Genomic DNA, 26,144 nt, shown 5'->3' on the forward strand with positions numbered 1-26,144 from the left:
CGCGGGCTTGGGTCTGGTTCAGGCTTGGGGTGGGGCGGTGGACGGCGGACGCGGCGGCGCGCGCGCGGGCGGCGGCGGGCTGACGCTGGCGGCGACATAGACGACACGCTCGACGGTGCGGACCACCGGCGCCGGCTCGGGCGCAGGCGGGCAGGGCAGGGCGGCGGCCAACGGCATGACGCAGGCGGCGCATTTGGCCCCGACGTGCTTGTTGACCGGGCCGTCCATACCGCCGGACTGGATCGTCTGGGGGCCTTCCGCCGAACAGATGACCAGCGGGTGGCCCGGCTGGACCGCCGCCAGGGCCGCGAACGGCAACAGGGTTCCGAGCACGAGCGCAAACACCGCCGCCAGGAAGGCGAGCGATTGCGAGATCGACCAATTGTCGGCCTGGGCGCGGGTCACGTCTGGCCTCTACGGCGTTTTGCGACGGCGCGATAGGCGGGGGTTTGTCCTAAAGCTCGCCGCGCGCGGCCTGGCGGGGGCTGAACTTGGGCGCGGGGGCCAGGCGCATGACCTCGCCCTGATAGCGTTCGTCGTCGCCGGCGATCGCGAAAGGCAGGGCGTCGGCGCAGGCCTGAAGCATGGCGTCCAGCCAGGGCTGTTCCGCCTTGTGGAAGTCGCCCAAAACGTGGGGCATGACCAGTTCCTTCTCGCCCGGATGGCCGATGCCCATGCGCGCACGTCGGAAGTCGGCGCCGAGATGACTGATCAGGGAGCGGATGCCGTTCTGGCCGGCCGCGCCACCGCCGGTCTTCATACGGAACCGCCCAGGGGCCAGGTCGATCTCGTCGTGGAAGACGATGATTTCGCTCGGCTTGATCTTGTAGAATCGCGCCGCCTCGCCGACCGCCCGACCGCTTTCGTTCATATAGGTCTGGGGTTTCATCAGCAGGACCTTGGTCCCATCGACCAGACCCTCGCTGACGATCGACTGGAACTTGGCGCGCTCAGGACCGAACCGCCACCGGCGCGCGATCTCGTCGGCGGCCATGAAGCCGATGTTGTGCCGGTTCTTTTCGTATTTCCCGCCCGGATTGCCGAGCCCCGCGATGATGATCATGGCGTCCTCTTGCCGTTTGCGTCAGGCAAAGAAAAGCCCCGCACGGCGAACCGGGCGGGGCGTGATCTTGTCGAAGCGACGAAGGATCAGTCTTCGGTCTTCTCGGCCGGGGCGGCCTCGGCGTCAGCGGCTTCGTCAGCAGCTTCCGACAGGGCGGCCGACGAGATCTTGACCGTGGCGATCACGAAGTCGCGGTCGGTGATGGTGGCTTCCGCGCCCTTGGGCAGCTTGATGTCCGAGATGCGGATGGTGTCGCCGATTTCGGCCTTAGCCAGATCGACAACCAGTTCTTCCGGGATCTGGTCGGCGCGGACCAGGATCTCGACGGCGTGACGGACGATCTCCAGCGAGCCGCCCTGACGCGAGTAGGGCGCTTCATCGGCGTTCAGGAAGTGCACCGGCACTTCGATCTTGACCGGAGCCTTCTCGTCGACGCGCATCAGGTCGAAGTGAAGGGGGCGGTCCGAAACGGGGTCGAACTGCACGTCCTTGGCGATGACCGGCTGGGTCTCGTCGCCGTACTTCAGGGTCACCAGGTGGCCCAGCAGCTTGCCGGTGTAGAGCGACTTGCGGAAGTCCTTCTCGTTCACCGAAATGGCGACGGGGGCTTGCTCGCCGCCGTAAAGGACGCCCGGCACGAAACCGGCGCGACGCGCAGCGCGAGCGCCGCCGGTGCCGACGCCATCGCGGACGTCCACGTTCAGAATGATCTCGGCCATGTGGCTCGCCTCAACAACAACGGAAACGCCGCGCCAACCCGGGGCTCTCGCGGCGGGGGTGATGAACCCTCGAATTCAAGAGCGCGGGCTATTACACGCATCAGGTCCAAGGCGCAACCGTCAAAGGTTCCGCTTCACGCCGCCTGCGCGCGATCCTTCAGCAGCGACGTCGGCGCCGCGACGATGCCCAGCAGTTCGGCGGCGTTGAACGGCTTGGCCAGGTGGTGGTCGGCCCCGGCCGCGCGTCCGGCGGCGACGTGCTCTGGCATGGCGTTGGCGGTCAGCATGACGATCGGCGTACGATCCAGGCCCATCGTCGCCTCGTGCAGGCGAATCTCCTGCGTCGCGGTCAGCCCGTCCATGATGGGCATCTGCATGTCCATCAGCACCAAGTCGAAAGTGTCGGCCCGGAAACTTTCCAGCGCCTGGGCGCCGTTCTCGGCGATCACGATCTGCGTGGGCGTCTGCGCCAGAATCAGTTCGATGACACGGCGGTTGGTCGGATGGTCGTCGGCGACCAGCACGCGGATCGTCCGCGCCTGCTCCACGACGGCCGGTTGGGCCGGCGCCGGTTCTTTGCGCGACGGGGCCTGGGTCTGTCTCAGCGGCAAAGTCAGGATGAAGGCCGCGCCGCCGCCGGGTTCGCTCTCGCAGCCTAGGTCGCCGCCCATCATCTCGGCCAGCTGACGACAGATGGACAGGCCAAGACCCGAGCCGCCGAACTTGCGGGTGATGCCGCCGTCGGCCTGTTCGAACCGGCTGAACAGGCGCGCCCGCGTCGCGGCGTCGAAGCCGATGCCGCTGTCCTCGACGGTGAAGCGCAGCACGGGCGAGCCCTCGCGGTCCGCGCCACGCTGCACGATCAGGCCGACGAATCCCTTGCTGGTGAACTTGACGGCGTTCGAGATCAGATTGGTCAGCACCTGCTTCAGGCGCACCGCGTCGCCCAGGATCCAGACGTCGTCCTCCAGATCGATATCGACGTGGAAGTCGAGATGCTTCTCACGCGCGTTCTCGGCGTAGAGCTGAGCAGCCTCGCGCACGACCATCGCCAGTTCGAAGGCGTCTTCGGTCAGCTCCAGCTTGCCCGATTCGACGCGCGCCAAATCCAGGATGTCGCTGAGCAGCGTCTGCAGCGTCTTTCCCGACGCCTGCATCAAATCCAGCATCTCACGCTGTTCAGCCGTCAGATCGGTCTTGGCCAGGGCCTGGGACAGGCCGATCACACCGTTCAACGGCGTGCGGATCTCATGGCTCATGTTCGCCAGAAACTGGCTCTTGGCGACATTGGCGGCCTCGGCCGCGTCACGCGCTTCGGACAGGGCCTCGGCGTCGCGCTTCAGATCGGTGATGTCGTTGCAGACCGTGACCGTCCCGCCCTCGGACGTACGGCGGTCCTGAATACGCAGCCATCGCCCGCCGGCGACCTGTTGCTCGCTGTTCGATGATAGCTGACGACGCGCCTGCATGCGCTCGTTCAGCCATTCTTCTTCGCGGCCGGCCGCCTCCTGGTAGCGGCCTTCGTCGATGCCGATCCGCAGGGCCTCTCGGAAGGTCAGGCCGACGACCAGATGCGGCTCAAGCTCGGGGTTCACCTCGGCATAGCGCGCATTCCAAAGCACCAGCCGATCCTTGGAATCATAGAAGCCTAGACCATCGGGCATGGCGTCCACCGCCTCGCGGATACGGCGCAGTGCGGTGGCGCGCGAAATATAGGCCATCATCCCTAGGACGGCGGCGGCCGTGCAGATCATCAGAAGAATGGCGGCCAGCAGCAGCCTCATCGCCTCGCTGGACAGCCCCTGGTCGGCGGTGACGGTCGGGTCCGGCGTCACCGTGATGGCCGCCATGCCGATGAAATGGAGAACGATGACGGTCGCGGACAGTCCCGTCGTCGTCGCCAGCAGGCGCAGCAGGCCGCCTCGACGATAGAAGAAGGCCGTCGCACCGCCGATCGCCAGGGCCGCGATGATGGACAGGGCGACAAGGCCGGGGTCCCAGCTAATGTGCGCCGGCGCCTTGATGGCGGCCATACCGAGGTAATGCATGGCTCCGACGCCGGCGACGGCGATCACGGCGGCCAGCACGCGCCACATGCGGCCCTTGCCCATCAACGTCGAGCTGATCGTCAGGCCGATCATGGCCAGCGCGATCCCCAGGGAGGCGACCGTCAGGAAGGGATTGTAACGCACGGGCACGCCGGCGACGAACCCCTGCATGGCCACGAAATGGGTCGCCCAGATCGACAGGGCCCCGATCATGACGGCCAGCAGGACCGAGCGGCGTCGTCGATCGGGGTCGCGCCGGCCCATCTTCTGCATGACATGGGTCGACACGCCCAGACCGGCCATGCAGATCAGCGCAGCGAACACCGTAATCCGCCAGTCGTGATCGTGCGCAATGCAATGGATGATGCGGTCCACGAGGCCTCCCCTTGGGTGTATGATAGGCGACAATCCTAAAGAAACCGTGCGGCGAAGCTTATGGGCGCCTCAGGCTGTCGGCACGCCGTCACAGAATCCGTGCAAGGATCGGAATCGTTCTTCAGTTCGAGGTCGCCCGGACCCATGCCTTACGAAGTCTCGCCATCGCCTGTCGCGCCGGTCTCCACCTCGCGGCTGTGGACGGTCGGCGCCAGCATCGGCATCGCCATCGTGACCCTGCTGGTGCTGGCGATCCTGCATCCCGAACTCGCGAACTGGCTGGTCGGCGGGGCGGTGATCGTGGCGGCCTCGGCCTGGCTGTTGAACATGAACGAGGCGACCAGGGCTGAGCCGGCGGCCAGTCAAGGCGCTGCGACCGAGCCCGCCATCGACATGGTGACGGGCGATCTTCTCGACCGCGTGTTCGAGGCGCTGGACGATCCGGTGCTGGTGGTCAGCGGCGGCGAGCCGGACGACATCGCCGGGCGACGCATTGTCATGGCGAACGCGGCTGCGCGCGAGCTTCTGCGCATCCAGCGCCAAGGCGCTTTGCTGGTTCAGGTGATCCGTGAACCGGGCGTGCTTGAGGCGGTTGACGAGGCCCTGTTCGGCGGGACGGCGCGAACCACGGATTATGCGACGGGCGGTCAGCGCGACCGACGCTGGCGCGCCTGGACCCGTCCGCTCTCACTCGAAGCGTCAGGCAAGGCCGGGTCGGAGCTGGCCCTGCTGATCCTGCGCGACGAAACGGACTCGCGCCGCATCGAGATGATGCGCGTGGACTTCCTGGCCAACGCCAGCCACGAACTGCGCACGCCCCTGGCCTCGCTCAGCGGTTTCATCGAGACCCTGAAAGGCCACGCACGTGAGGATGTGGTCGCGCGCGACCGCTTCCTGGACATCATGTCGGCCCAGGCGGACCGAATGGGGCGGCTGGTCGCGGATCTGCTGTCGCTGAGCCGGATCGAGCTGAATGAGCATATTCCGCCGTCCGGCCGTGTCGATCTGGACCGCGCCGCCTCTGACGTGGTCGACGCCATCAGCGTTCTGACGCGCGAAAAGGAGATCGCCATCGCCCTAGATCAAGGGGAGGCGAGGGCGTCGATCAGCGGCGATCGCGACGAGATTCTGCAAGTGGTTCAGAACCTGCTCGACAACGCCGTCAAATATTCATCACGCAACGGCACGGTCGAAATCTCGGTCCGTTCGGACCTGTCGTTTGACGAGGCCTGGGCCTCGCGCATGCCTGGCGCCACACGACTGCCGCTGGTCACGCCGGATCGCACAGCAGGCGTCTCCTATGCTGCGGTCACGGTGCGCGATCATGGGCCCGGCATGGCGCGCGAACATCTGCCCCGCCTGACCGAGCGCTTCTATCGGGTCGAGGGTCAAAAGAGCGGCGAGCGGCAGGGGACGGGCCTGGGTCTTGCCATCGTCAAACACATCATCAATCGCCATCAGGGCGGTCTGGTGGTCGAAAGCGCGCCCGGCATGGGCGCGGCCTTCACCGCCTGGTTCCCGCAACCGATCGAGCGACGCTGAGGCCGCGACGGACGGTCGCTGTCACCCAACTGTCATCGACCCGTCGTAATCCGCTGACCATTCGCAGGCAGTAGTCGCGCCGCGTTGGTCCCGATGTTCAGGACCGTCGTCGATTCGCGCACGGCGCTTCGGACTTCTGAATGATCTGGATTTATTTGCTGATCCTCGTCGCCTTGAGTGCGGCCGCCTTCTTGGGCGGACGCACGTTGGCGCGTCGTCGTGCGATCGGCGCAAAGCCCCATTCCCGCCCCGGCCAGCACGGCGCCTATGCCCTGATCTGGGTCGCCGCGCCGGCTCTTCTGGTTCTGATCCTGGCCTCGGTTTTCGCCGCCCCGCTTCAGCGTCAGCTGACCGCTGTCGGCACGCCTGATGCGGTCGCAGCGCTGGAGCCGTTCCGTCGCGACGCCTTCTTCGCCGACGCCCACCGCGTGGGTCGCGGAGAGGCAGCGCTCCAGATCTGGGAACGCCCGCTGGCCGAACAGCTGCCGGTCGAGGCGCGCCACATGGTTCGTATCGAACGCACCCTGTCGTGGGGCGGCGGTGTCGCCGCCATCCTGGCCGCCATCCTGGGCGGCCTGTTCGCCCTGACGCAGATCAAGCCTCAGACGCGCGCTCGCAACCGGGTCGAGGGCTGGATCTACGGCGCCCTGTTCGTCTGCTCGGCCATCGCCGTCCTGACGACCTTGGGCATCATCGCCTCCCTGGCCTTCGACAGCTTTCGCTTCTTCCAGAAGGTGCCGGTTCTCGACTTCCTGTTTGGCACCCAATGGAGCCCGCAGATCGCCATCCGCGCCGATCAGGTCGGGTCCTCGGGCGCCTTCGGGGCCGTGCCGCTGTTCGCCGGCACCCTGCTGATCATGGTCATCGCCATGTGCGTCGCTGCGCCCATCGGCCTGCTGTCGGCTATCTATCTGTCGGAATACGCCGGCCGCACGACCCGCGCGGTGATCAAGCCGCTCCTGGAGATTCTCGCCGGCGTGCCGACCGTCGTTTACGGCTTCTTCGCCGCCCTGACCGTCGGGCCGTTGCTGAGGGTCTTCTTCAACGAGATCGGCCTCTTCCTGATCGGCGGACCGCTGGACGGGCTCGGCCAATACCTGGCTCTGGTTCAGAACCAGATGGCCCTGACGGCGGGCGCGGTGATGGGCATCATGCTGATCCCGTTCGTGTCGTCCCTGTCCGACGACATTCTGAACGCCGTGCCTCAGTCGCTGCGTGACGGCTCGTTCGCCATGGGCGCGACCAAGTCCGAGACGGTGAAGCGGGTTCTTCTGCCCGCCGCGTTGCCGGGCATCGCCGGCGCCCTGCTGCTGGCGGTGTCGCGCGCCATCGGCGAGACCATGATCGTGACCATGGCCGCCGGCCTTGCCGCCAACCTGACCTTCAATCCGCTGGACACCGTCACCACCGTCACCGTGCAGATCGTGACCCTGCTGACCGGCGACCAGGAGTTCAACAGCGCTAAGACCCTGTCCGCCTTCGGCCTGGGCCTGACCCTGTTCCTTGTGACCCTGATGCTGAACATCATCGCCCACCGGATCGTGCAGACCTATCGGGAACAATATGACTGACGCGACCCCCGATCAGATCGACGGCGCGGCCGCCAAAGGACGTCTCGACCGCCTGCGGGCCGGTCTGAAGCGTCGCCACGCCAAGGAAACGCGTTTCAAATGGTATGGCCGCCTGGCCATCGCCGCCGCCATGCTGTTCCTGGCCGTGCTGCTAGTGCGCATCGTCGAGCAGGGCCACACCGCCTTCTATACCCATACCGTCACCGTGCCAGTCTTCATGGACCCGGCGCGCGTGGACCGCGCCTATCCGCAGGGCTCCAACTTCGAGCAACTGGCCGCCGAGCAGCAGCTGGCCCGCATGGGCATTGCGGACGACGCGGCCGGGACCAAAGCCGCGCAGATGAAGCGGTTGTTCTCGTCGGAGCTGAAGTTCGTCGCCGCCGATCTAGTGGCCAAGCGCAGCGAAGTCATCGGCGAGACTGTGCCCCTGGCCGTGCCGCTGTCCGACGACGCCGATCTGTATCTGAAAGGCGAAATCTCCAGGGACACGCCCGAGGATCAGCGCCGCCTGACCGACCAGCAGATCGCCTGGCTGGATCGGATGCAGACCGAAGGCGTGATCGGCTCGCACTTCAACACCGCCCTGTTCACCAACGGCGATTCGACGCAGCCGGAACTGGCGGGCGTCCTGGGCGCCGTGGTCGGTTCGGCCCTGATGCTGATGGTCACGGCCCTGATCGCCATTCCGCTGGGCGTCGGCGCGGCCATCTGGCTGGAAGAGTTCGCGCCCAAGAACAAGCTGACCGACATCATCGAGGTCAACATCAACAACCTCGCGGCCGTGCCGTCGATCGTCTACGGCCTCTTGGGTCTGGCCCTGTTCATCAACTGGATGCATCTGCCGCGCGCCAGTCCCATCGTCGGCGGTCTGGTCCTGGCGCTGATGGCCCTGCCGACCCTGGTCATCGCCACCCGTTCGGCGCTGAAAGCCGTGCCCCCGTCGATTCGCGAGGCCGCCCTGGCCATGGGCGCATCCAAGACCCAAACGGTGTTCAGCCACGTCCTGCCGCTGGCCATGCCTGGCGTCATGACCGGCGCCATCATCTCGATGGCCCACGCCCTGGGCGAGACCGCGCCGCTGCTGCTGATCGGCATGGTCAGCTTCGTGCCGGGCGTGCCGCACGCCATCGACCAGCCTGTCGGCGCGCTGCCCTCGCTGATCTACATCTGGGAGAACGCCTCGGAGCGGGCCTTCCACGAACGCACCGCTGCGGCGATCATCGTCCTGCTGGTCTTCATGATCATCATGAACGCGGCGGCCATTATCCTGAGGCGGCGCTTCGAGCGTCGGTGGTAAGAGAATGAAATTCCGTATTTTCCGCTCCGCCGAGGACCAGACCGGCGCCGGCTCCGTCGATCCGACCGAAGCACCGCGCATGGGCGGTCAGGTCCTGCCCGAAATCGGCCCGTCCAAGAGCGCAGCCGCCGAACCGCGTGTCGAGGAGGCTACGCCCCGGTCGGGCCCCGCCGTGGTCGACAGCCCGCCCGTCGGTCCGATCAAGATCGCCGCACGCGACGTCTCGGTCTTCTATGAGGGCAAACAGGCGCTCTACGACGTCTCGTTGGACATCCCTGACAAGACCGTCACGGCCCTGATCGGCCCGTCGGGCTGCGGCAAGTCCACATTCCTGCGGACCATGAACCGCATGAACGACACTATCGCCGGGGCCAAGGTCACGGGCCGTATCGCCATGGACGGCGAGGACATTAACGACCGCTCCATCGACCCGGTGCTGCTGCGCGCCCGCGTCGGCATGGTGTTCCAGCGTCCGAACCCCTTCCCGAAATCGATCTACGAAAACGTCGCCTACGGACCCAAGATCCACGGCCTGGTGTCGTCCAAGGCCGAGATGGACGAGGTCGTTGAAAAGGCGCTGAAGCGCGCCGGCCTGTGGGAAGAGGTCGCTGACCGCCTGCAATCGTCGGCCATGGGACTTTCGGGCGGTCAGCAGCAGCGTCTGGTCATCGCCCGCGCCATCGCCGTGAACCCCGAAGTCATCCTGATGGACGAGCCTTGTTCGGCGCTGGACCCCATCGCCACGGCGCGGATCGAGGAGCTGATCGACGAACTGCGCGAGCGGTTCTGCATCGTCATCGTCACCCACTCGATGGCCCAGGCCGCGCGCGTGTCGCAGCGCACCGCCTTCTTCCACATGGGCCGTCTGGTCGAGACCGGGGACACGGAAGACATCTTCCAGAATCCGCGCGAACGGCGCACGCTCGACTACATCACGGGACGCTTCGGCTAATCCGATGAACCAGCACACCGTCAAAGCCTATGGCGACGAACTGAACCAGATCACGGCCGAGATCGCCCGCATGGGCGGTTTGGCCGAGGCCCAGGTTGCGGACGCCATCGATTCCGTCGCCCGGCGCGACATCGCCCTGGCCCGCGCCGTGGTCGAACGCGATCTGAAACTGGACGCCCTGCACCGCGACATCGAGAAGAAGGCGATCCGCCTGATCGCCCTGCGCCAGCCGGTCGCCAGCGACCTGCGCCGCACCCTGGGCGCCATGAAGATCGCCACCGATTTGGAGCGCACAGGCGACCTGGCCAAGAACATCGCCAAGCGCGCGCTGATCCTGGCCGAAGCCCAGCCGATGCAGCCCCTGACCCGTTCGATCGAGCGGATGGGACGGCTGGTCTCGACCCGCCTGCGCGATGTGCTGGACGCCTATACGGCCTCGGAACTCGATCGCGCCGTCGCTGTCTGGCAGACCGACGACGAGGTCGACGAGCACTACAACGCCCTGTTCCGCGAACTGCTGACCTACATGATGGGCGATCCGCGCACGATCGGCGCCTGCACCCATCTGCTCTTCATGGCCAAGAACCTGGAGAGGATCGGCGACCACGCGACCAATATCGCCGAGACCGTCCACTACGAGATCACGGGCGAGGACATCGTGGGCGAACGCCCGCGCGCCCAACCCACGGCTGAGGATTCCGATCCGACGCCGAACCTTTCGACGCACTGACCCGAGACCGGAGACCCGACGTGCAGCCCTATATCCTTGTGATGGAAGACGAGGACGCGCTGGCGACCCTTCTTCAGTACAATCTCGAAAAGGAAGGCTACGACGTCGCCGTCGCCGCCGACGGCGAGGAGGGCATGCTCCAGATCGACGAGCGTCTGCCCGATCTGGTGCTGCTGGACTGGATGCTGCCCAAGCTGTCGGGTATCGAGGTCTGCCGCCGCATTCGCGGCAAGGCCGAGACCCGCAACCTGCCGATCATCATGCTGACGGCGCGCGGCGAGGAGAGCGACCGGGTTCGCGGTCTGGACACCGGCGCGGACGACTATCTGACCAAGCCGTTTTCGATGGTCGAGCTGATCGCGCGCATCCGCGCCGTCCTGCGCCGCATCCGTCCGGGTCTGGCCGACGACCGCCTGAACCACGGCGACATCGTCGTGGATCGCGTCTCGCACCGGGTGAAGCGCAACGGCAAGGAGGTCCATCTGGGCCCGACCGAGTTCCGCCTTCTGGACCACTTCATGCAGCACCCCGGACGGGTGTTCAGCCGCGAGCAGCTGCTGGACGCGGTCTGGGGCTCGGACGTCTATGTCGAGGCCCGCACCGTCGACGTGCACGTCGGTCGCCTGCGCAAGGCCCTCGCCATCGCCGATGAAAGCGCCAACCCCATCCGCACGGTCCGCTCGGCGGGCTATTCGCTGGATCTGGAAGGCTGAGATCAAAAAGAGGGCGGCTCTCGGAGCCGCCCTCTTTACATTAGATCTGCTCTGCGACCACGTCGTCGGGATCCAGCGCATAGACCGTGGCGCAGTATTCGCAGGTGACGCGGATCTTGCCGTCGTCTTCCAGCATCTCGGCGCGCTCGGCCGGATCGAACGAGGCCAGGACCGAGGTGATCCGTTCGCGTGAGCAACGGCAGACGGCCGTCAGTTCTCGCGCGCCCTCCAGCCGCACGCCGTCCTCGTGGAACAGGCGGAACAGCAGCGTCTCGGGCGAGATCGTCGGATCGACCAGCTCGTCATCGCCCAGCGTGCCGAACAGGGCTCGCGTGCGGTCCCAAACCTCTTCGGTCGAGCCGCGGGCCTCGTCGCCGGCGATGATCTGGATCATCGCGCCGCCGGCGCGCCATTGCGATCCGGCCTCGGTCTGAACCTGGCCGACGGCCAGACGCACCTTGGTCGGCACCTGTTCCGACTGCTGGAAATAGTGTTCGGCGGCCAGCGACAGGCTCTCGCCCTCGATCGGCGTGATCCCTTGGGTGCGCTCGAAGTCTGGACCGCGATCCAGCGTCATGATGAAGACGCCCTGGCCCAGCAGCGATCGGGCGCCGGGACGTGCGAAGCCCTGCGACGCCTCGGCCACCTCGGCCTCGTCGTAGCGACAATAGCCGCGCAGCGACCCGTCGGTGCCGTAGTCGGCGACGACATAGCGCACGGGGCCGTCGCCCTGAGCCTGGACCAGCAGGCGGCCCTCGAACTTCAGGCTGGAGCCGATCAGGGCGGCCAAAGCGCAAGCTTCGCCCAACAGGGCGGCGACCGGCTCGGGATAGGCGTGGGCGGCCAGGATCTTGTCGATGGTCGCGCCCAGGCGAACCAGGCGACCGCGCACGGGCCAGCCTTCAATCTGGAAGGCGGCGGCCAGATCGTCGGAAACGGGAATGTTGGGCGCGTGATCGGTCACGGCGAGGTCCTTTGGGGCGTCATTTCGGGATCGCGGCTATGTAGGCGCCCGCGGGCGGCTTGATAAGGGGGCTAATCCGCCCGCTCTGGGGAGGGCGACGGAACCGATTTCAGCGCGGATCGCTCTTTTGGCTCAAGCGGAGCCGTCGCTCCGTTCATGACGCCAATAACTGAAGAGGTTCCGCCGATGATCCGCGACATCGATCCGATCGAAGAGATTCGCAAACACCCCGGCATCACCGCCGGCAGCCTCCTCGCGGTCGCGCTCGGCGCCGTCGCCGTCGTCTATCTGACGCAACGCAGCGGCCCCACCCGTTACCAGCGCATCAAGTCGCGTATCGATCCGCGCGGCTGGGTCGATACGTCCGAACTGCGCGACCGTTTCCATGACGCTGTGGACGCCTTCCGCCACCGCGCCGAGGATGTCGGCGAACGCGCCGGCGCGCTTTCGCGCGACGCCCGCCACCGTGCCGCAGACACCGCCTATGACGTGCGCGACCGCGCCGACGACTGGTTCCGTTCGGCCCGCAAGGATGGCAAGAAGGCGCTGAAGAAGCACGGCAAGACGGCGCGCCGTTATGCTGACGACGCCGGTCAATATGCGCGTGACCACGCCCGTGAAGGCGGCGCGTTGCTGGCGGTAGCGACCATCGCCGCAGCCGTCGGCGCAGCGGTTCTCGAAAGCCGTCGTCCCGACAGCCACGTGCGTCGCATCGCCCGCTTCTGACATTTTCGTGCCGTCCGCCCGATAAAAATCGCGGCGGGCGGCAAACTTTTAGCGCATCTGCCCACAGTGAGAAGCATCGCTCGGCTTTGCCGCAGGCGCGAAGGCCGCTAAGACGCCGCCCATGAGCGCGCGCCCGACCCTGATCTTCGACTTCGATTCGACCCTGGTCGATTTCGAGACCCTTGAGGCCTTGGCCGACATCGCCCTGGCGGAAGCGCCGGGCGCATCCGAAGTGCGCGCCCAGATAGCCGCCCTGACAGATCAGGCCATGGCCGGAGAGATCGAATTCGGCGACGCTTTGCGCCGCCGGCTGGCTCTGCTTCCGCTGACCCGCGCCCATGTCGCCGCCCTTGCCCAGAGCGCGTCGGACCACCTGACGGCGTCGGTGCGACGCAACCTGAACTTCTTCCAGCAGAACAAGGGCAAGGTCGTCATCCTCTCCGGCGGCTTCCGCGAGGTGATTGCGCCCGTCGCCGAAGAGCTGGGCGTCTCTGCTGATCGCGTGTTGTGCAATGACCTGATCTATGACGCCGACGACCGCGTGGTGGGCGTGGACGACGCCAACCCCTTGTCGCACGCCAACGGCAAGCCGACCGCCATTCATGGCCTGAACCTGTCCGGTCGCGTCGTCATGGTGGGCGACGGCTGGAACGACGCCGAGGTCAAGATCGCGGGCGCCGCCGACGCTTTCTACGCCTTCACCGAGGTCGTGCGCCGCCCGCCGGTGGTCCAGGTCGCCGACGCCGAGGCCGCGTCGCTCGACGAGGTGCTCCATGCCGAAGGCCTGGTCGGCCGCTGGTCCTTCCCGCGCAGCCGCATGAAGATGTTGCTCCTGGAAAACATACACCCCGCCGCCGTCGAGCGGCTGGAGGAGGCGGGCTATTCCGTCGAGACCCAGAAGGGCGCGCTGGACGAGGACGATCTGATCGCGGCCATCAAGGGCGTCCATGTCCTGGGCATCCGCTCCAAGACCACGGTCAGCCGCCGCGTGCTAGAAGAGGCCGATCGCCTGATGGCCGTTGCGGCCTTCTGCATCGGCACCAACCAGATCGACCTGGACGCGGCCTCGGATCACGGGGTGGCGGTGTTCAACGCCCCCTATTCGAACACTCGCTCGGTGGTCGAACTGGCCATCGGCCTGATGATCGTCCTGATGCGCGACGTGGCGGACAAGTCCTCGGCCATGCACGTCGGCAAGTGGAACAAGTCGGCCACCGGCTCAAAGGAGCTGCGCGGCAAGACCCTGGGCATCGTCGGCTACGGCGCGATCGGCAGCCAGTTGTCGGTCCTGGCCGAAAACCTGGGCATGCGGGTGCTGTTCTATGACCTGTCCGAGCGCCTGGCCTTGGGCAATGCGCGCCGCATGCGCTCGCTGGACGCGCTGCTGGCCGAAAGCGACGTGGTCACCCTGCATGTCGATGGCCGCAAGGAGAATGCCAACATCTTTGGTGCGGCCCAGTTCGGCCGGATGAAGGAAGGCGCGTTGTTCCTGAACCTGGCGCGCGGCCATGTGGTCGATGTCGGCGCGCTATCCCAGGCGATCGGCTCTGGCCGGGTCGCCGGCGCCGCCGTCGATGTCTTCCCCGAAGAACCGCGCACCAACGCCGACCCGTTCGAGAGCCCGCTTCAGGGCCTGCCCAACATGATCCTGACGCCGCACATCGGCGGCTCGACCGAAGAGGCGCAGGAGGCCATCGCCGAGTTCGCGGCCGAGCGCCTGCTGGGCTATCTGAACCGGGGCGACACGACCTTCAGCGTCAACCTGCCCAACGTCCAGCTCTCCGAAGTTTCGGGCGCGCACCGCATTCTGCACATCCACAGAAACCAGCCGGGCGTGCTGGCCGAACTGAACCGCGCCCTGGCGTCGGCGGGCCTGAACATCCTGGGTCAGCACCTGAAAACGGACGAGCGCACGGGCTATGTCATCACCGACGTGGACCGCGACTACGATCCAGAGGCGCTGCGCGAACTCAAGACAGTGCCGGGCACGCTGAAGTTCCGCACGTTGCAGTGATACGTCGCTCGCAAATATCTTCTCAAAGCTGACCTCGCGGCATCTTGCGCTCTGCGCGAACTGGCGCATCCTCACGTCGAACGGCCGCGCAACGACGGCTGCGGGAGGAATTTCATGTCACGCTTCATCACCGGCGGCGCCGTCGCCGCTCTGGCGCTCGCCGCCTGCGCCTTTGCCGGCTCGGCCTCGGCCCAGACCTACAACCGTCTCGTCGTCTTCGGCGACAGCCTCAGCGACAACGGCAACCTGTTTCTGATCTCGGGCGGGACCCAGCCGCCGTCGCCGCCCTATGCGCGCCGCTTCTCGAACGGTCCGACCTTCGTCGAACTGCTGGGCTTCACCGCCGCCAACTTCAACGGTTCGGTCACGGGCAGCATCAACTACGCCTTCGGCGGCTCGCGCACTGACGCCTCGGCGGGCGTGCCGTTCGGCATGCTGAACCAGCTGTCGCGCTACACCGCCGCGGGCGGCCGGTTCAGCTCGACCGACTTGGTCAGCGTCCTGGGCGGCGCCAACGACATCTTCCAGGGCCTACCCGCCGCCGGCGCTTCCGCCAGCCCGGTCGCCGCCATCACCCCGGTCGCAACCACGGCCGCCGCCAACATCAACAGCCTGGTCAACACCGTGGCGGGCGCGGGGGCCGGGACCATCCTGGTCACCAACCTGCCCAAGCTCAGCCTGACGCCTCAGTTCCGCGGCACGACCGCCGCGCCCCTGGCCGACTTCGCCGTCACCACCTTCAACACGGCGCTTCAGACCAATCTGACCGCCACGGCCGCCGGCCGCCCAGGCAGCAACATCATCATGATGGACCTGTTCAAGATCGGTGACACACTGGCCGGCAATCCGGGCCTATTCGGCATCACCAACATCACCCAGCCCTGCTTCAACGGCGTGACGGTCTGCACGAACCCGGACAGCTACTTCTATTTCGACGGCGTCCACCCGACCGCGGCGGGCCATCGGATCATCGCCCAACTGGCGACCGACTACCTCTACTATGGCGACATCGGCGCTCAATCGACCTTGCAGGGCGAGACGGCCTATCGTCACCGCGAGGATGCTTTGGACGCCGCCGGCGAGGCCCTGTCGGGTCGCCAGCCGTGGGAGGCCGGCGTGTCCGTCACAACTTCGGCCCTGATCGACAGCGTCGACACCGACGCGCGCGGCTCGGTCACCAGCTCGTCCAGCGACGGTTGGGGCGCCCGTATCGCGCTTGAGGCCGGCCCCTCGGCCAACTGGCGCTTCGGTCTGGCCGGTACCGCGCGCAACACCGGCGTCGAAAGCCAGGCGCTGCAGTTCAACGTCGAAAGCTTCGGCCTGGACGTCTATGGCGGCTGGCGCTCGGGCGATGTTTTCGTCAACGCCGCCGTCGGCGTGGCGCGCGACAACATCGACGACATCGAACGCACCACCAGCCTGGCGCCGATCGTCCACACCGCCGAAACCCGCGCGCTCAGCAGCGGCGCGCGTCTGCAAGGCGGCATGTGGTTCGACATGGGCGGCGTCGCCCTGTCGCCCCGCGCGGCCCTGGCCTACGTGTCCAGCGACGTGGACGGCTATTACGAACAGGGCGTCGGCGCCCAGTATCAGTACGGCGATCGCACCGTGAAGGCCCTGACCGGCGAGGTCGCCCTGCGCGCCGAGACGGAAATGGGCGGGTTCGGCCTGTTCGCCGAGGGCGGCTACCGCGACGCCCTGGACGACAGCTCCGATCCGGTGCGCGTCGGCCTTTACAACAACCCGGCGCGGGTGCTGTCGCGCGAGATCGACGATCCGTTCGGCGGTCAGTTCCTGGCCTCGGCCGGCGTCGAGGGGTCGGTCGGCCCGGTCAAGGTGACGGTCGGCTATCGCGGCCGCTTCGGCGATCACGCCGACAGCCACATGGGCGGCATTCAGCTGAAACTGCCGCTTTAAGCGGCAGGGGCGGGAAGGGGCCTCAGCGCCCCTTCTTCCTCACCCACATGGCGGCGTCGGCCTCGGTCAGCCAGACCTCGGCGTCGGTATGGCCGTCCCAGGCGCGCACCCCGAACGAGCCGCCCAGTTCAGTCTTCTGGCCGTCCCAGACGAAGCCTTCGGTCTTCAGCGCCTCGGCCAGCTGACGCGCCTTGGCCCGGCCCTCTTCATAGCCCGCGTGCAACATCAGCAGGGCGAACTCGTCGCCGCCCAGCCGGCCGACTGCGTCCGACTCACGCAGATTGGCCAGGAACAACTCCGCCACCGCGACCAGGGCCGCATCGCCGGCCGCATGGCCCAGGCTGTCGTTGACGCTCTTGAACCCGTCCATGTCCAGATACAGCAGCACCGCCGGCACTCCGTGCCGCTGGCAATAGGCCATGGTTCGCTGCATCGCCGTGATGAAGCCGCGCCGGTTCAAAGCGGGGGTCAGCACATCGTGGTCGGCGGCGGCCTCGGCGGCCGCGGCGCGCGTCTTCCACGCTTCCAGCTCGACGCGCAGGCGCGCGATCTCGGCGGTCAGGTCGTGTTCGGCCACGTCGGTCACGGCGCAGGGTTGGCTCCGAAGGCGCGACTCAGTCTGCGTCGCGCGGTCGAACGATGGTAGAGCGTGATCCGCCGACATTGAAGGCCGACATTACGGGCCGACACGGCTGAAATCACGGTGTTGCGGTTGCGGGCGTCACCCGCGTGCTGTAACCGGCGCCTTTCCGCGAGGGGCCTTGCAGACATGGCGACTTCCGAAACCCCGGTGGCGATCATCATGGGCAGCCGGTCCGACTGGCCGACCATGAAGCTGGCCGCCGATCGCCTGGATCAACTGGGCGTCGCCTGGGACGCCAAGGTCGTCAGCGCCCACCGCACGCCCCAACGCCTGGTCGATTTCGCCACGGGCGCCAAGGCCGCCGGATATAAGGTCATCATCGCCGGGGCAGGGGGCGCCGCCCATCTGCCGGGCATGGCCGCCTCCATGACCGAACTGCCGGTGCTGGGCGTGCCGGTCCAGTCCAAGGCGCTGAAGGGCATGGATAGTCTGCTGTCGATCGTTCAGATGCCGGCGGGCGTTCCGGTCGCCACCCTGGCCATAGGCGAGGCGGGCGCCGCCAACGCCGGCATCCTGGCCGCCCAGATCCTGGCCCTGTCGGACGCGGGGCTGGCCGGACGCCTGGCCGCTTTCCGCGCCGCCCAGACCGAATCCGTCGCAGAAACCGTCGAGGACTGAGTGCCTGATCTTCCGCTTCCCCCCGGTTCGACCCTCGGCATCATCGGCGGAGGCCAGCTGGGCCGGATGCTGAGCCAGGCCGCATCGCGCCTGGGCTTCGACGTCGTGATCCTGGACCCCGAGGCCGACAGCCCGGCCGGCCGGGTTTCGGCGCGCCAGATCGTCGCCGCCTATGACGACCCCAAGGCCCTGTCGGCGCTGGGCCGCGCCGCAGACGTCGTCACCTTCGAGTTCGAGAACGTGCCGGCCGAATCCATCGAGCGTCTGGCTGAGGCCGGCGCCCTCGTCGCGCCGGGACCGACTGCGTTACGGGTGTCGCAGGACCGGGTGGACGAAAAGGCCTTCCTGAACGCCGTGGGCGCCCCGACGGTCGCCTTCGCCGTCATCGACACGCTGGACGACCTGGTTGTCGGCCTGACCGAGCTGGGCCTGCCCGCCCTGCTGAAGACCCGCCGCGAAGGCTATGACGGCAAGGGGCAGGTCTGGATTCACGCCATCGAGGATGCGCCCGCCGCCCTGGAAAGCCTGGGCGGTCGTCCGGCCATCCTGGAGGCCAAGGCGACCTTCGTGCGCGAACTGTCGGTCATCGCCGCCCGCGACTGGGACGGCCACATGGCCGTCTATCCGCTGGGCGAGAACCGGCACGAGGGCGGCGTCCTGCGCACCACCCTGGCCCCCGCCGCCGTGGACGAAAAAACGCAAGTTCGAGCCCGCGCCATCGCCGAGGCGATTCTGGACGGGCTGGACTATGTCGGCGTGGTGGGCGTCGAACTGTTCGACCTGGGAGACGACGTCCTGCTGGTCAACGAGATCGCCCCGCGCGTTCACAACACCGGCCACTGGACCCAGGACGGCTGTGTCTGCGACCAGTTCGAACAGCATATCCGCGCCGTCGCCGGCTGGCCGCTCGGCCCTGTGACGGCCCACGCCCGCATCGAAATGACCAATCTGCTGGGCGACGAGGTCGAGGACTGGCGCAAACTGTCGGCCAAGTCCGACGAACGCCTTCACCTCTACGGCAAGGCCGAGGCCCGCCCCGGCCGCAAGATGGCGCATGTGAATCGGGTGCTGAGTGCGATCTGATATTTGAGTTGCGTTGAACGCAACTTGCGTCATGGTCGACCCATGTCGCTGTCGCTCACCGTGTCACTCGCGCTTCTGCTGGTCTCGACCTCTGCTGTTGGAGTGATCAGCGCACTGAATGGCCGCCAATCGTCGCGGGTTGGCGCGCTCGGCGTGTCTTTAGCCGCGGCTGCTCTGGCCTTGATTGTCGCCGGCGTGGACCTCGGTGGGCGCCTGGGAAAAGACGCCGCTGAACGTGACAATCGATCTGCAATCACCAAGAGCGTCGGAATATGAACACCCCGATGGTTCTGTTCCTAATGGCGATGGCAATGGCCCTGATCGGTTCATCGGTCTCTGCCGATGGCCCGCGCGCAGACCAAAGAACTTCAGACGGAGCTGGCCGCTCACGCGTGCTGGCAGGCGCCATACTTGGCGTTGCAGTTCTGATCCTAGGCGTCGGGGTATACCAACTTGGACACCAATCTGGTCGCGATCAGGCGCTGCGCGACAATCGCGCCGAGCTTCGCTCCGCCGAGGTCTAGGCTTTCGCCCCATACCGTATGCGGCTCAGCGCATCGCTGACCTTTCGGAACGGCGCGTCGAAGTCCTTGCCCGCCTTCCACTTCTCGAAGGCCATGACGTTTTCGATCCGGCGGGCGACGAAGGCCTCCGCCGCTTCACGGCCGTCGAACCAGCGCATCGTCAGGGCGGGAATCAGGATGCCCGAGAGGATCGTCCGCTTCGAATAGTGATTCCAGTCGGTCGCCTCGTCCCCGGCCCAGCGCCACAGATGATCCGCGCTCTCCCAGGCCAGTTTCAGCCCCAGATCGGCGTTGACGGGCAGGGCGAGGAAGGCGGCGCAGCGACACGTGGCCTCCAGATCGGCGGCGCCCGCCTCCATCCGCTCGGACACGGCGCGGGCGATTCGCTCGCGAATCTTCAGCGATCTGGCGTCGATTTCACCCAGAGCCGCCAGCGCCCTCGCATCATGGCGGCGCGATAGCAGGGCCGCCAGATCGCGCGCGCCGTTGGGCAGCAGCAATTCCTCGTCGCCCTGTGACAGCCCGCACGCCTCGCAGGCCTCGCGCACCAGACGCGCGTTCCAACCCAGCGCGGGCGCGCGGGCGATGGCGGCGTCCAGCACGGTCTGTTCGGTCCGGTCGGCCCAGTCTGTCGTCTCGGTCATAAGGGCGATCATACGCCGGTCGTCATGGCGTTTCGAGCCTTGAAGAATGGTCGCGACGATCTGGACAGAAGGAGGCGGCTCGTGTATCAGCGCGCCTTCATCCGAGAGCCCGGCTGTCGGAAGACGATTTTATTTTGTTCGCCCGTCTCCCTCACAGGACGCGGCGGGCGGCCAAAGGAGAGTTTAACCTGGTTCAGATTTTCGTTCGCGACAACAACGTCGACCAAGCGCTCAAAGCCCTGAAGAAGAAGATGCAGCGCGAGGGCAGCTTCCGTGAAATGAAGCGCCACGTGCACTTCGAGAAGCCCTCGGAAAAGCGCGCCCGTCAAAAGGCCGAAGCCATCCGTCGCGCCCGCAAGCTGGCGCGCAAGCGCATGCAGCGCGAGGGCCTGCTGCCCGCGCCGAAGCCGCGCGTTCCCGGCGGTCGTTAAGACCCCTGCGAAAGCCGAAAGATTAAAGGCCGCTTCCTCTGGGAAGCGGCCTTTTTCTTTGCGTTTCGTTTCTGCGGAGCGTTGTGGAGGACTCTTGAAGTTCCACAGAAGAAGCGCCGTGCCACCTCCCCATCGCGACGCGACAGGGAGGAGACAACCGTGCCGCCTACGCCCGTCCGGTAATCGCCCGGCCGAAGCTCTTCCAGCTCAGCTTCACGTCTGACAGCGCGCCGGCGCGGAACGCCCGCCCGGCGATCCACACCATGAAGGCGGCGGTCGCGAACATGCCGATCAGCGTCAGAATCACCTCCACCAACGGCGGATCGCTGGGCGCGCGCGCGCTCATCAGGAAGGGGGTGAAGAAGGGGATCCAGGACAGAACCTTGACCACCGGCGCATCCGGACTGGTCAGGGCCATCTGCATCACCAGGATCGGCACGACCAGGATCATCATGATCGGCCCCATCAGGGTCTGGGCGTCGCGCGGCGTCTCGCAGAAGGCGCCGATGGCCGCGAACAGCACCGCATACATCAGGTAGCCGCCGACCATGTAGGCGATGAAATAGAAGATCAGGCCGTCGTGCAGCAGCACCTGTCCGACCGTCGCCGCCGTCTCGGGGGAGGCCGAAATCAGGGTGAAGGCCCCGATCCCGCCCCAGACCCCCATGACCGTCAGGGTCAGCAGCGCCACGCCCAGCACCTTGCCCGTCAGGATTTCGGTCGCCGAGGCCGAGGACAGCAGCACCTCTAGGATCTTGTTCGACTTCTCCTCCATCACGCTGTTCAGCAGGATGGAGGCCCCTGTGATGACCAGCGACCACAGCAGGAAGCCGACGCCCAGGCCGATGAAGGACGGGATTCGGTCACGCATCGACACCTCGCCCCCGCTGGCGGCGCTGGGCGAGAAGGACTTCACCTCCGGTCGGAAGGTCTGAACCTCCTGCGCCACGGCCGGGGCGACCCCGGCGGCGGTCAAAAGCTCGGTGCGTCGGGCATCACGCAGGGCATTTCGGATGAAGCCGGAGACGTCGTTGTCAGTGGCGCGCGCGGTCCAGACCTGGGCGGCGGGCTTGCCATCCGTGCGGCTCAGGAAGACCACGGCGTCGAGGCGCCTGGCGTTCGAGGTCTGCTTGTCCAGCGCCTTGCGGATCGCCTCATCACGGGCCGGGCCGACGGCGTCGGCGATGGCGGGCGGCGTGTCAACCAGACGGATCTTGGGGCCGGTGATGGAGGCGACGGCGCGCCCGGCGCCCGCCTGTCCCTTTTCAGCGGCTTCGCGCAAGCGCTCGTTCTGACGATCCACGTCGGCTTGCAGAGAGGCGCGAACGGCGGCGGCCAGACCTGTCGCATTGGGGCCTTCCTCGATCACCGCCACCGACTTGATCGGCTCGGAGGCCTTGATCAGCGCCGGAATGCCGCCGCCCAGCACGGCGAACAGCGGGAAGGCCAGAAGCGACAGCCAGAAGCCGACGGTCTTGGCGTAGGCGACATATTCGCGTCGCGCGATCAGCAAGGTGCGGTTCATCGGACAGCCTCCACGGATGCGACGGGTTGGTCGGGATGGTCGCCGGTCAGGCCGATGAAGGCGTCGTGCAGCGTCGGCTCCTTCAGCGCGAAGCCGCGCACGTCCAGGCCGTTCAGGAAGGCCGTCTTCAACGTATCCTGGCCCCCGGCGCCGGCCGCCAAGGCGATCTTCAGCCGACGCACGCCATCCACGTCGGACAGGGTCTCGACACCTGCCACGCCGGGCAGGGCGGCGGCGGCGTCCGCGCTGATCGCACCATCCAGATCCAGGAAGCGCGGCGAGGTGGCCTTGGCCTCATCCACCGTCCCCTCGAACGCCTTCTTGCCACGCGCCAGCAGCACGACCTTGTCGCACAGCCGCTCGGCATGCTGCATCACATGGGTGGAGAACAGCACCGTGGCGCCGTTCGCGGCCAGCCCTCGAATCATCGCCTCCAGGCCCTGCTGGTTCATCGGGTCCAGACCGGAGAAGGGCTCGTCCAGGATGACGAACTCGGGCTGGTGCACGACCGAGGCGATCAGCTGCACCTTCTGCGCCATCCCCTTGGACAGCTCCTTCATCTTCTTTTTCTGCGCCTCGCCGAGCCCCTGCTGCTCCAGCAGGGTCTTGGCGCGCTTGCGGCCTTCGGCGACCGGCAGGCCTTTCAGCGCGCCGAAGAAGGCGATGGCCTCGACCGGCGTCATCTTTTTATAGAGGCCGCGTTCCTCGGGCAGGAAACCGATCCGGTCGCGCACCTTGCGCCCGTCGTCGGCGCCCAGGATTTCGATCCGTCCCGACGTCGCCGGCTGCAACCCCAGGATCATTCGCAGGGTCGAGGTCTTGCCCGCCCCGTTCGGTCCCAGAAAGCCGCAGATCGACCCCTTCTCGACCTGAAAACTCAGATCGCGCACGGCGTGAAAATCGCCGTATCGCTTGTTCACCCCATCCAGCGTCAACGCCGCCATGTCGCCTCCCAAATCCCTGTCGTCAGCCTAGAATCCGACGACAGGGGACGCCAGCGACTTCGGCGCAGGGGCGCCTATTTCACCACAGGCAGATCGATGTAGGACGCGTCGTCACCCGCGTGATGGACGGTGTTGTCGGCGACCACGCCCTGGCTCTCGGTCTCGTTCGGTCCGCCTGTGTTCAGGTTGCGCACGAACTTGGGGAAGTTGGAGCTGGTGACTTCGACCCGGATGCGGTGACCGGGCTGGAAGGTGTTGCTGATGGTCAGCGGCGTGGGCTGCACGGTCGCCACCTGGCCCGGCGTCAGGGGCGCGGGACGGTCATAGCCGTTGCGATAGCGCGCCCGCATGATGGTGTCGCCCAGGATATAGGCCGTGCCGTCCGGCGCCACATCCACCAGCTTGACCGCGAAATCGGTGTCGGGCGCAGAGGACGACACCTTCAGCACCGCATCGATGAAGCCGGTGACCTGCATCGGCTCGGTCAGCGCCTCCGACGTATAGACCAGCACGTCGTTGCGCGCTTCGATCGGTCGCTGATCGAAGGCCCCGGCCGTGACCAGCCCACCGTTGCAGCAATCGCCGCCGCCGATGGTCTGGACCGGGTTCATCGGATCATAGCGATAGCGGTCGGCCGGCTCGCCGGCGGGCGGTGCCTGAAGGCTCAGCAGGCCGTCGCCATTCAAGCTGTTGGCCCCGCCGCCTGAGCGCAGATACATCCGCACCGTCTTGACCCCGGCCGGCGGCCACTGCGCGGCCGTGCGCCAGGCGTTTTCGCCCATATTGAAATACTGCACGTGCGGCGTGCTCTCGGGGAAGGCGCGGCGTTCGCCCTTCAGCCAGCGATCGAACCAGGCGTGCACCAGGGCGTCGCTGTCGAAGGTGGCGTCGCCCAGCGGCCGGTCGCCCGACTTGTAGTTCGGCCCCAGGCCGCCGAAGGCGCAGTGGTTGTTGGGGCCGACCACGACATACTGGTTCTCGGCAGCCTCGCGATCCTGGGTCGTGGACCGGGCGTGGTTGAACAGCTCCATGTTCGGCCCGATGGAGACGTCATACCAGCTGTTGAACCAAAGGGACGGCACGCCCCAGCCCATGTCGTCGTGATACAGGCCGCCCTGACGCCAGGCCGGATCGGATGGGGTGCGCGCGATCAGTTCCTCGAACGTGCCGGCCGGCTCGCCCAGGTCCTTCAGCATGTCATTGACCGGCAGATGCCGGATCTGGCTGGGCCAATTCACATCCGGTTTCTTGGCGTCCAGGTCGTTGTAGCGGACGATCCGGGCGCGGGTTTCCTGGTCGATGTCCATCGGGATCTGGGCGCGCTGTGGATTGTCTACGCCGTACAGCCACACGAAGAACAGGTTGCGCGGCACGCCCCCGGTGTACCAGTTGCCCTGTTCCTGGAACCGTCCGACCTTGCCGATGCCGGCGCCCGAGGCCTGGGGCACCATGGCGGCGTGGGCCGGGTGGTTCTGGGCCGCCAGGGCCAACTGCCATTCGGCGGAGGACGAACAGCCCAGCGTGCCGACCTTGCCGTTCGACCAGGGCTGGGCCGCGATCCACGTCAGGGCGTCATAGCCGTCGGTCTGGGGATAGCCCAGGATCTGATAGTCGCCGCCCGAGAAATACCGCCCCCGCTCGTTCTGGATGACGAAGGCATAGCCCTTGCTGACCCAGCTCAGAGCCGAGCGGGTGGTGCGGGCGTTGTAGGCCAACTCGTTATAAGGCGTGCGGACGAAAACGGTCGGCAAGGGGCCGGACGCGTTCTTGGGGCGATAGACATTGGTGGCCAGTCCCACGCCGTCGCGCATCGGCACCATGACCGCCATCTGCACATCCGCCACGCGCGACAACTCGGTCTGTGCGGCGGCGTCGCTGTAGCGCCCATAGTCCTGCGCCGAGGCGGCGATGGGCGTGGCGGCTAAAAGGCCCGCGACGACGGCGGCGACGATCTTGTTCATGTCCATCCCTCCCAGAACGTGAGGGGACACTAGGACGTTTGCGGCGCGCGTCGCAACGCAATGCGCGTCAGGCCTTGGCCTTCACCGTCACTTCGAAATGGCGATCGACCACCTTGGTCGGATTCACCTGCGCGCCGCCGCGACGGACCTCGAAATGCAGGTGCGGCCCAGTGGAATAGCCGGTGGAGCCGACCAGACCGATCCGCTGACCGGGCGCGACCGCATCGCCGTTTGCGACATCGATCCGGCTGAGGTGGCCGTACAGGGTGCTCATGCCGTTGGGGTGGCGCACCTCGATGAAGTTGCCATAGCCCTCGGGGTCGTAGCCCGTGCGGATGACTTCGCCCTCGGCGGCGGTGAAGACGGTCGTGCCTTTCGGCGCGGCGATGTCGACGCCCTTGTGCGCGCGCGCCTTGGCTTCAATGGCGAGTTTGCGCAGGCCGAACGGCGAGTTGATCGCATAGCCGCGCACCGGGGCGGTGAAAGCGATCTGGCGCGTGATCGGACCCGCCTTCTCGACCTCGGCCTTCAGCGGCGGCGAGACCGGCGCGGCGATCTGGGTCGGCGGCGGCAAGGCGGCCTCGCGCGCAGCATTTGGCGCGGCGGCGGCGGCGAAAACGGCCACGGCGGCGAAGGCGGCCGTCTGGCCGGAGTGGATCAACAGGGTCTTGCACCGCGCCATCGGCGCGTTGGATAGCAGGCGTCGCATTCGGCGGCCTCTCCAGCGTCTCTACGCTCTGGAATGAAGGAAGCGGCGCCCCGACAGCGCACGGCGTTCCGTGGGAGGGCGGCTTTTGCCTGCTGGCTTTGGCGACTTTGGGGCTAGGGCAGGGCGGCGGATGGTCGCAGGGCGGAACCTGCCGCCCGGCCGGCCAGATCAGGCGATGATATCGGGCAGGATGCGGTCTTCCAGCTTCACGATCTCGTCCTTCAGCGCCAGCTTCTTGCGCTTCAGCCGGGCGATCATCAGCTGATCGGGAATGGCGGCCTGACCCAGGGCCTCGATCGAGGCGTCAAGGTCGGCGTGTTCCTGGCGCAGATGGTTCACCCGCGCCTGAAGTTCGGCCATTTCCTCGGTGATCGCAGGCGTGTCGTCGTTCATCGTGTCATCTCCACGCCGCTCGTCTCAGGCCGCTTATA

Annotated in this window: 25 protein-coding genes; 13 read left to right on the forward strand and 12 right to left on the reverse strand. The window is 66.8% G+C overall.

Annotation, left to right across the window (positions count from 1 at the left end; genetic code table 11):
- Nucleotides 1-18 precede the first annotated feature (18 nt).
- The 4 genes from QRN13_RS10975 to QRN13_RS10990 form a co-directional block, all read right to left on the reverse strand.
- Entirely contained in the window at nucleotides 19-405 is a 387-nt protein-coding gene (locus QRN13_RS10975) for a hypothetical protein (RefSeq protein ID WP_055804207.1), read from the reverse strand.
- A 49-nt stretch (nucleotides 406-454) separates the two neighbouring features.
- On the reverse strand, nucleotides 455-1,063 hold the full coding sequence (gene pth / locus QRN13_RS10980) for an aminoacyl-tRNA hydrolase (RefSeq protein WP_066552078.1): 609 nt from the start codon (nucleotides 1,061-1,063) through the stop codon (nucleotides 455-457).
- Between the two features lie 86 nt (nucleotides 1,064-1,149).
- Entirely contained in the window at nucleotides 1,150-1,782 is a 633-nt protein-coding gene (locus tag QRN13_RS10985) for a 50S ribosomal protein L25/general stress protein Ctc (protein WP_045810293.1), read from the reverse strand.
- 134 nt (nucleotides 1,783-1,916) lie between these two features.
- The gene (locus tag QRN13_RS10990; RefSeq protein WP_284877945.1) at nucleotides 1,917-4,205 is read right to left on the reverse strand and encodes an ATP-binding protein; all 2,289 of its coding nucleotides are present in this window, start codon (nucleotides 4,203-4,205) and stop codon (nucleotides 1,917-1,919) included.
- A gap of 144 nt (nucleotides 4,206-4,349) precedes the next feature.
- On the opposite strand from QRN13_RS10990, the gene QRN13_RS10995 reads away from it, so the two are divergent.
- The 6 genes from QRN13_RS10995 to phoB all read left to right on the forward strand — a co-directional run bounded on the left by QRN13_RS10995 (nucleotide 4,350) and on the right by phoB (nucleotide 11,010).
- Nucleotides 4,350-5,747, forward strand: coding sequence for an ATP-binding protein (locus QRN13_RS10995; RefSeq protein ID WP_284877946.1), 1,398 nt, complete (start codon nucleotides 4,350-4,352; stop codon nucleotides 5,745-5,747).
- 140 nt (nucleotides 5,748-5,887) lie between these two features.
- Complete coding sequence (gene pstC / locus QRN13_RS11000) at nucleotides 5,888-7,318, forward strand: phosphate ABC transporter permease subunit PstC (protein WP_284877947.1); 1,431 nt, start codon at nucleotides 5,888-5,890, stop codon at nucleotides 7,316-7,318.
- On the forward strand, nucleotides 7,311-8,615 hold the full coding sequence (pstA, locus tag QRN13_RS11005) for a phosphate ABC transporter permease PstA (RefSeq protein ID WP_284877948.1): 1,305 nt from the start codon (nucleotides 7,311-7,313) through the stop codon (nucleotides 8,613-8,615). Before pstC ends, pstA begins: the two co-directional genes overlap by 8 nt.
- A 4-nt stretch (nucleotides 8,616-8,619) precedes the next feature.
- On the forward strand, nucleotides 8,620-9,567 hold the full coding sequence (gene pstB, locus QRN13_RS11010; RefSeq protein ID WP_284877949.1) for a phosphate ABC transporter ATP-binding protein PstB: 948 nt from the start codon (nucleotides 8,620-8,622) through the stop codon (nucleotides 9,565-9,567).
- A gap of 4 nt (nucleotides 9,568-9,571) precedes the next feature.
- On the forward strand, nucleotides 9,572-10,297 hold the full coding sequence (gene phoU / locus QRN13_RS11015; RefSeq protein ID WP_017505976.1) for a phosphate signaling complex protein PhoU: 726 nt from the start codon (nucleotides 9,572-9,574) through the stop codon (nucleotides 10,295-10,297).
- A gap of 20 nt (nucleotides 10,298-10,317) precedes the next feature.
- Nucleotides 10,318-11,010: a phosphate regulon transcriptional regulator PhoB gene (gene phoB, locus QRN13_RS11020; RefSeq protein ID WP_017505977.1), complete on the forward strand. Its 693-nt coding sequence runs from the start codon at nucleotides 10,318-10,320 to the stop codon at nucleotides 11,008-11,010.
- Between the two features lie 40 nt (nucleotides 11,011-11,050).
- Here the strand turns inward: phoB and QRN13_RS11025 are convergent, their stop codons facing one another.
- Entirely contained in the window at nucleotides 11,051-11,974 is a 924-nt protein-coding gene (locus QRN13_RS11025) for an Hsp33 family molecular chaperone (protein ID WP_284877950.1), read from the reverse strand.
- 186 nt (nucleotides 11,975-12,160) lie between these two features.
- Between QRN13_RS11025 and QRN13_RS11030 the strand changes: the two genes are divergently transcribed.
- The 3 genes from QRN13_RS11030 (at nucleotide 12,161) to QRN13_RS11040 (ending at nucleotide 16,631) form a co-directional block, all read left to right on the forward strand.
- Nucleotides 12,161-12,700 (forward strand): hypothetical protein, encoded by a 540-nt coding sequence (locus QRN13_RS11030; RefSeq protein WP_055755006.1) that lies wholly within the window; start codon nucleotides 12,161-12,163, stop codon nucleotides 12,698-12,700.
- Nucleotides 12,701-12,821: 121 nt separating this feature from the next.
- Nucleotides 12,822-14,714: a phosphoglycerate dehydrogenase gene (gene serA / locus QRN13_RS14700; protein ID WP_284877951.1), complete on the forward strand. Its 1,893-nt coding sequence runs from the start codon at nucleotides 12,822-12,824 to the stop codon at nucleotides 14,712-14,714.
- A gap of 114 nt (nucleotides 14,715-14,828) precedes the next feature.
- A complete protein-coding gene (locus QRN13_RS11040; RefSeq protein ID WP_284877952.1) occupies nucleotides 14,829-16,631 on the forward strand; it encodes an autotransporter domain-containing protein in 1,803 nt (600 codons plus the stop codon).
- A gap of 22 nt (nucleotides 16,632-16,653) precedes the next feature.
- Here QRN13_RS11040 and QRN13_RS11045 read toward each other — a convergent pair whose 3' ends face one another.
- Nucleotides 16,654-17,217 (reverse strand): GGDEF domain-containing protein, encoded by a 564-nt coding sequence (locus QRN13_RS11045; protein ID WP_055804230.1) that lies wholly within the window; start codon nucleotides 17,215-17,217, stop codon nucleotides 16,654-16,656.
- Between the two features lie 183 nt (nucleotides 17,218-17,400).
- Between QRN13_RS11045 and purE the strand changes: the two genes are divergently transcribed.
- Genes purE through QRN13_RS11060 form a run of 3 tightly spaced genes read left to right on the forward strand, consistent with a single transcriptional unit; the run spans nucleotide 17,401 to nucleotide 19,251 of the window.
- The gene (gene purE / locus QRN13_RS11050) at nucleotides 17,401-17,892 is read left to right on the forward strand and encodes a 5-(carboxyamino)imidazole ribonucleotide mutase (protein WP_284877953.1); all 492 of its coding nucleotides are present in this window, start codon (nucleotides 17,401-17,403) and stop codon (nucleotides 17,890-17,892) included.
- On the forward strand, nucleotides 17,893-18,975 hold the full coding sequence (locus tag QRN13_RS11055; RefSeq protein ID WP_284877954.1) for a 5-(carboxyamino)imidazole ribonucleotide synthase: 1,083 nt from the start codon (nucleotides 17,893-17,895) through the stop codon (nucleotides 18,973-18,975).
- A gap of 42 nt (nucleotides 18,976-19,017) precedes the next feature.
- Nucleotides 19,018-19,251, forward strand: coding sequence for a hypothetical protein (locus QRN13_RS11060; RefSeq protein WP_156363112.1), 234 nt, complete (start codon nucleotides 19,018-19,020; stop codon nucleotides 19,249-19,251).
- Nucleotides 19,252-19,495: 244 nt separating this feature from the next.
- Here QRN13_RS11060 and QRN13_RS11065 read toward each other — a convergent pair whose 3' ends face one another.
- Entirely contained in the window at nucleotides 19,496-20,143 is a 648-nt protein-coding gene (locus QRN13_RS11065; RefSeq protein WP_284877955.1) for a COQ9 family protein, read from the reverse strand.
- A gap of 188 nt (nucleotides 20,144-20,331) precedes the next feature.
- Between QRN13_RS11065 and rpsU the strand changes: the two genes are divergently transcribed.
- Nucleotides 20,332-20,574 (forward strand): 30S ribosomal protein S21, encoded by a 243-nt coding sequence (rpsU, locus tag QRN13_RS11070; RefSeq protein ID WP_026108547.1) that lies wholly within the window; start codon nucleotides 20,332-20,334, stop codon nucleotides 20,572-20,574.
- Between the two features lie 166 nt (nucleotides 20,575-20,740).
- Here the strand turns inward: rpsU and QRN13_RS11075 are convergent, their stop codons facing one another.
- From QRN13_RS11075 to QRN13_RS11095, 5 genes are all read right to left on the reverse strand, one after another.
- Complete coding sequence (locus QRN13_RS11075) at nucleotides 20,741-22,099, reverse strand: ABC transporter permease (protein ID WP_284877956.1); 1,359 nt, start codon at nucleotides 22,097-22,099, stop codon at nucleotides 20,741-20,743.
- Nucleotides 22,096-23,043: an ABC transporter ATP-binding protein gene (locus tag QRN13_RS11080; protein WP_284877957.1), complete on the reverse strand. Its 948-nt coding sequence runs from the start codon at nucleotides 23,041-23,043 to the stop codon at nucleotides 22,096-22,098. Before QRN13_RS11080 ends, QRN13_RS11075 begins: the two co-directional genes overlap by 4 nt.
- 74 nt (nucleotides 23,044-23,117) lie before the next feature.
- On the reverse strand, nucleotides 23,118-25,004 hold the full coding sequence (locus QRN13_RS11085; protein ID WP_284877958.1) for a CocE/NonD family hydrolase: 1,887 nt from the start codon (nucleotides 25,002-25,004) through the stop codon (nucleotides 23,118-23,120).
- Nucleotides 25,005-25,071: 67 nt separating this feature from the next.
- The gene (locus tag QRN13_RS11090; protein ID WP_045810279.1) at nucleotides 25,072-25,713 is read right to left on the reverse strand and encodes a M23 family metallopeptidase; all 642 of its coding nucleotides are present in this window, start codon (nucleotides 25,711-25,713) and stop codon (nucleotides 25,072-25,074) included.
- A gap of 168 nt (nucleotides 25,714-25,881) precedes the next feature.
- Nucleotides 25,882-26,106: a YdcH family protein gene (locus QRN13_RS11095; protein WP_017505991.1), complete on the reverse strand. Its 225-nt coding sequence runs from the start codon at nucleotides 26,104-26,106 to the stop codon at nucleotides 25,882-25,884.
- Nucleotides 26,107-26,144 lie beyond the last annotated feature (38 nt).

The organism is Brevundimonas sp. MEB006b, from assembly GCF_030209705.1.
In the GTDB taxonomy this organism is placed as follows: Bacteria; Pseudomonadota; Alphaproteobacteria; order Caulobacterales; family Caulobacteraceae; genus Brevundimonas.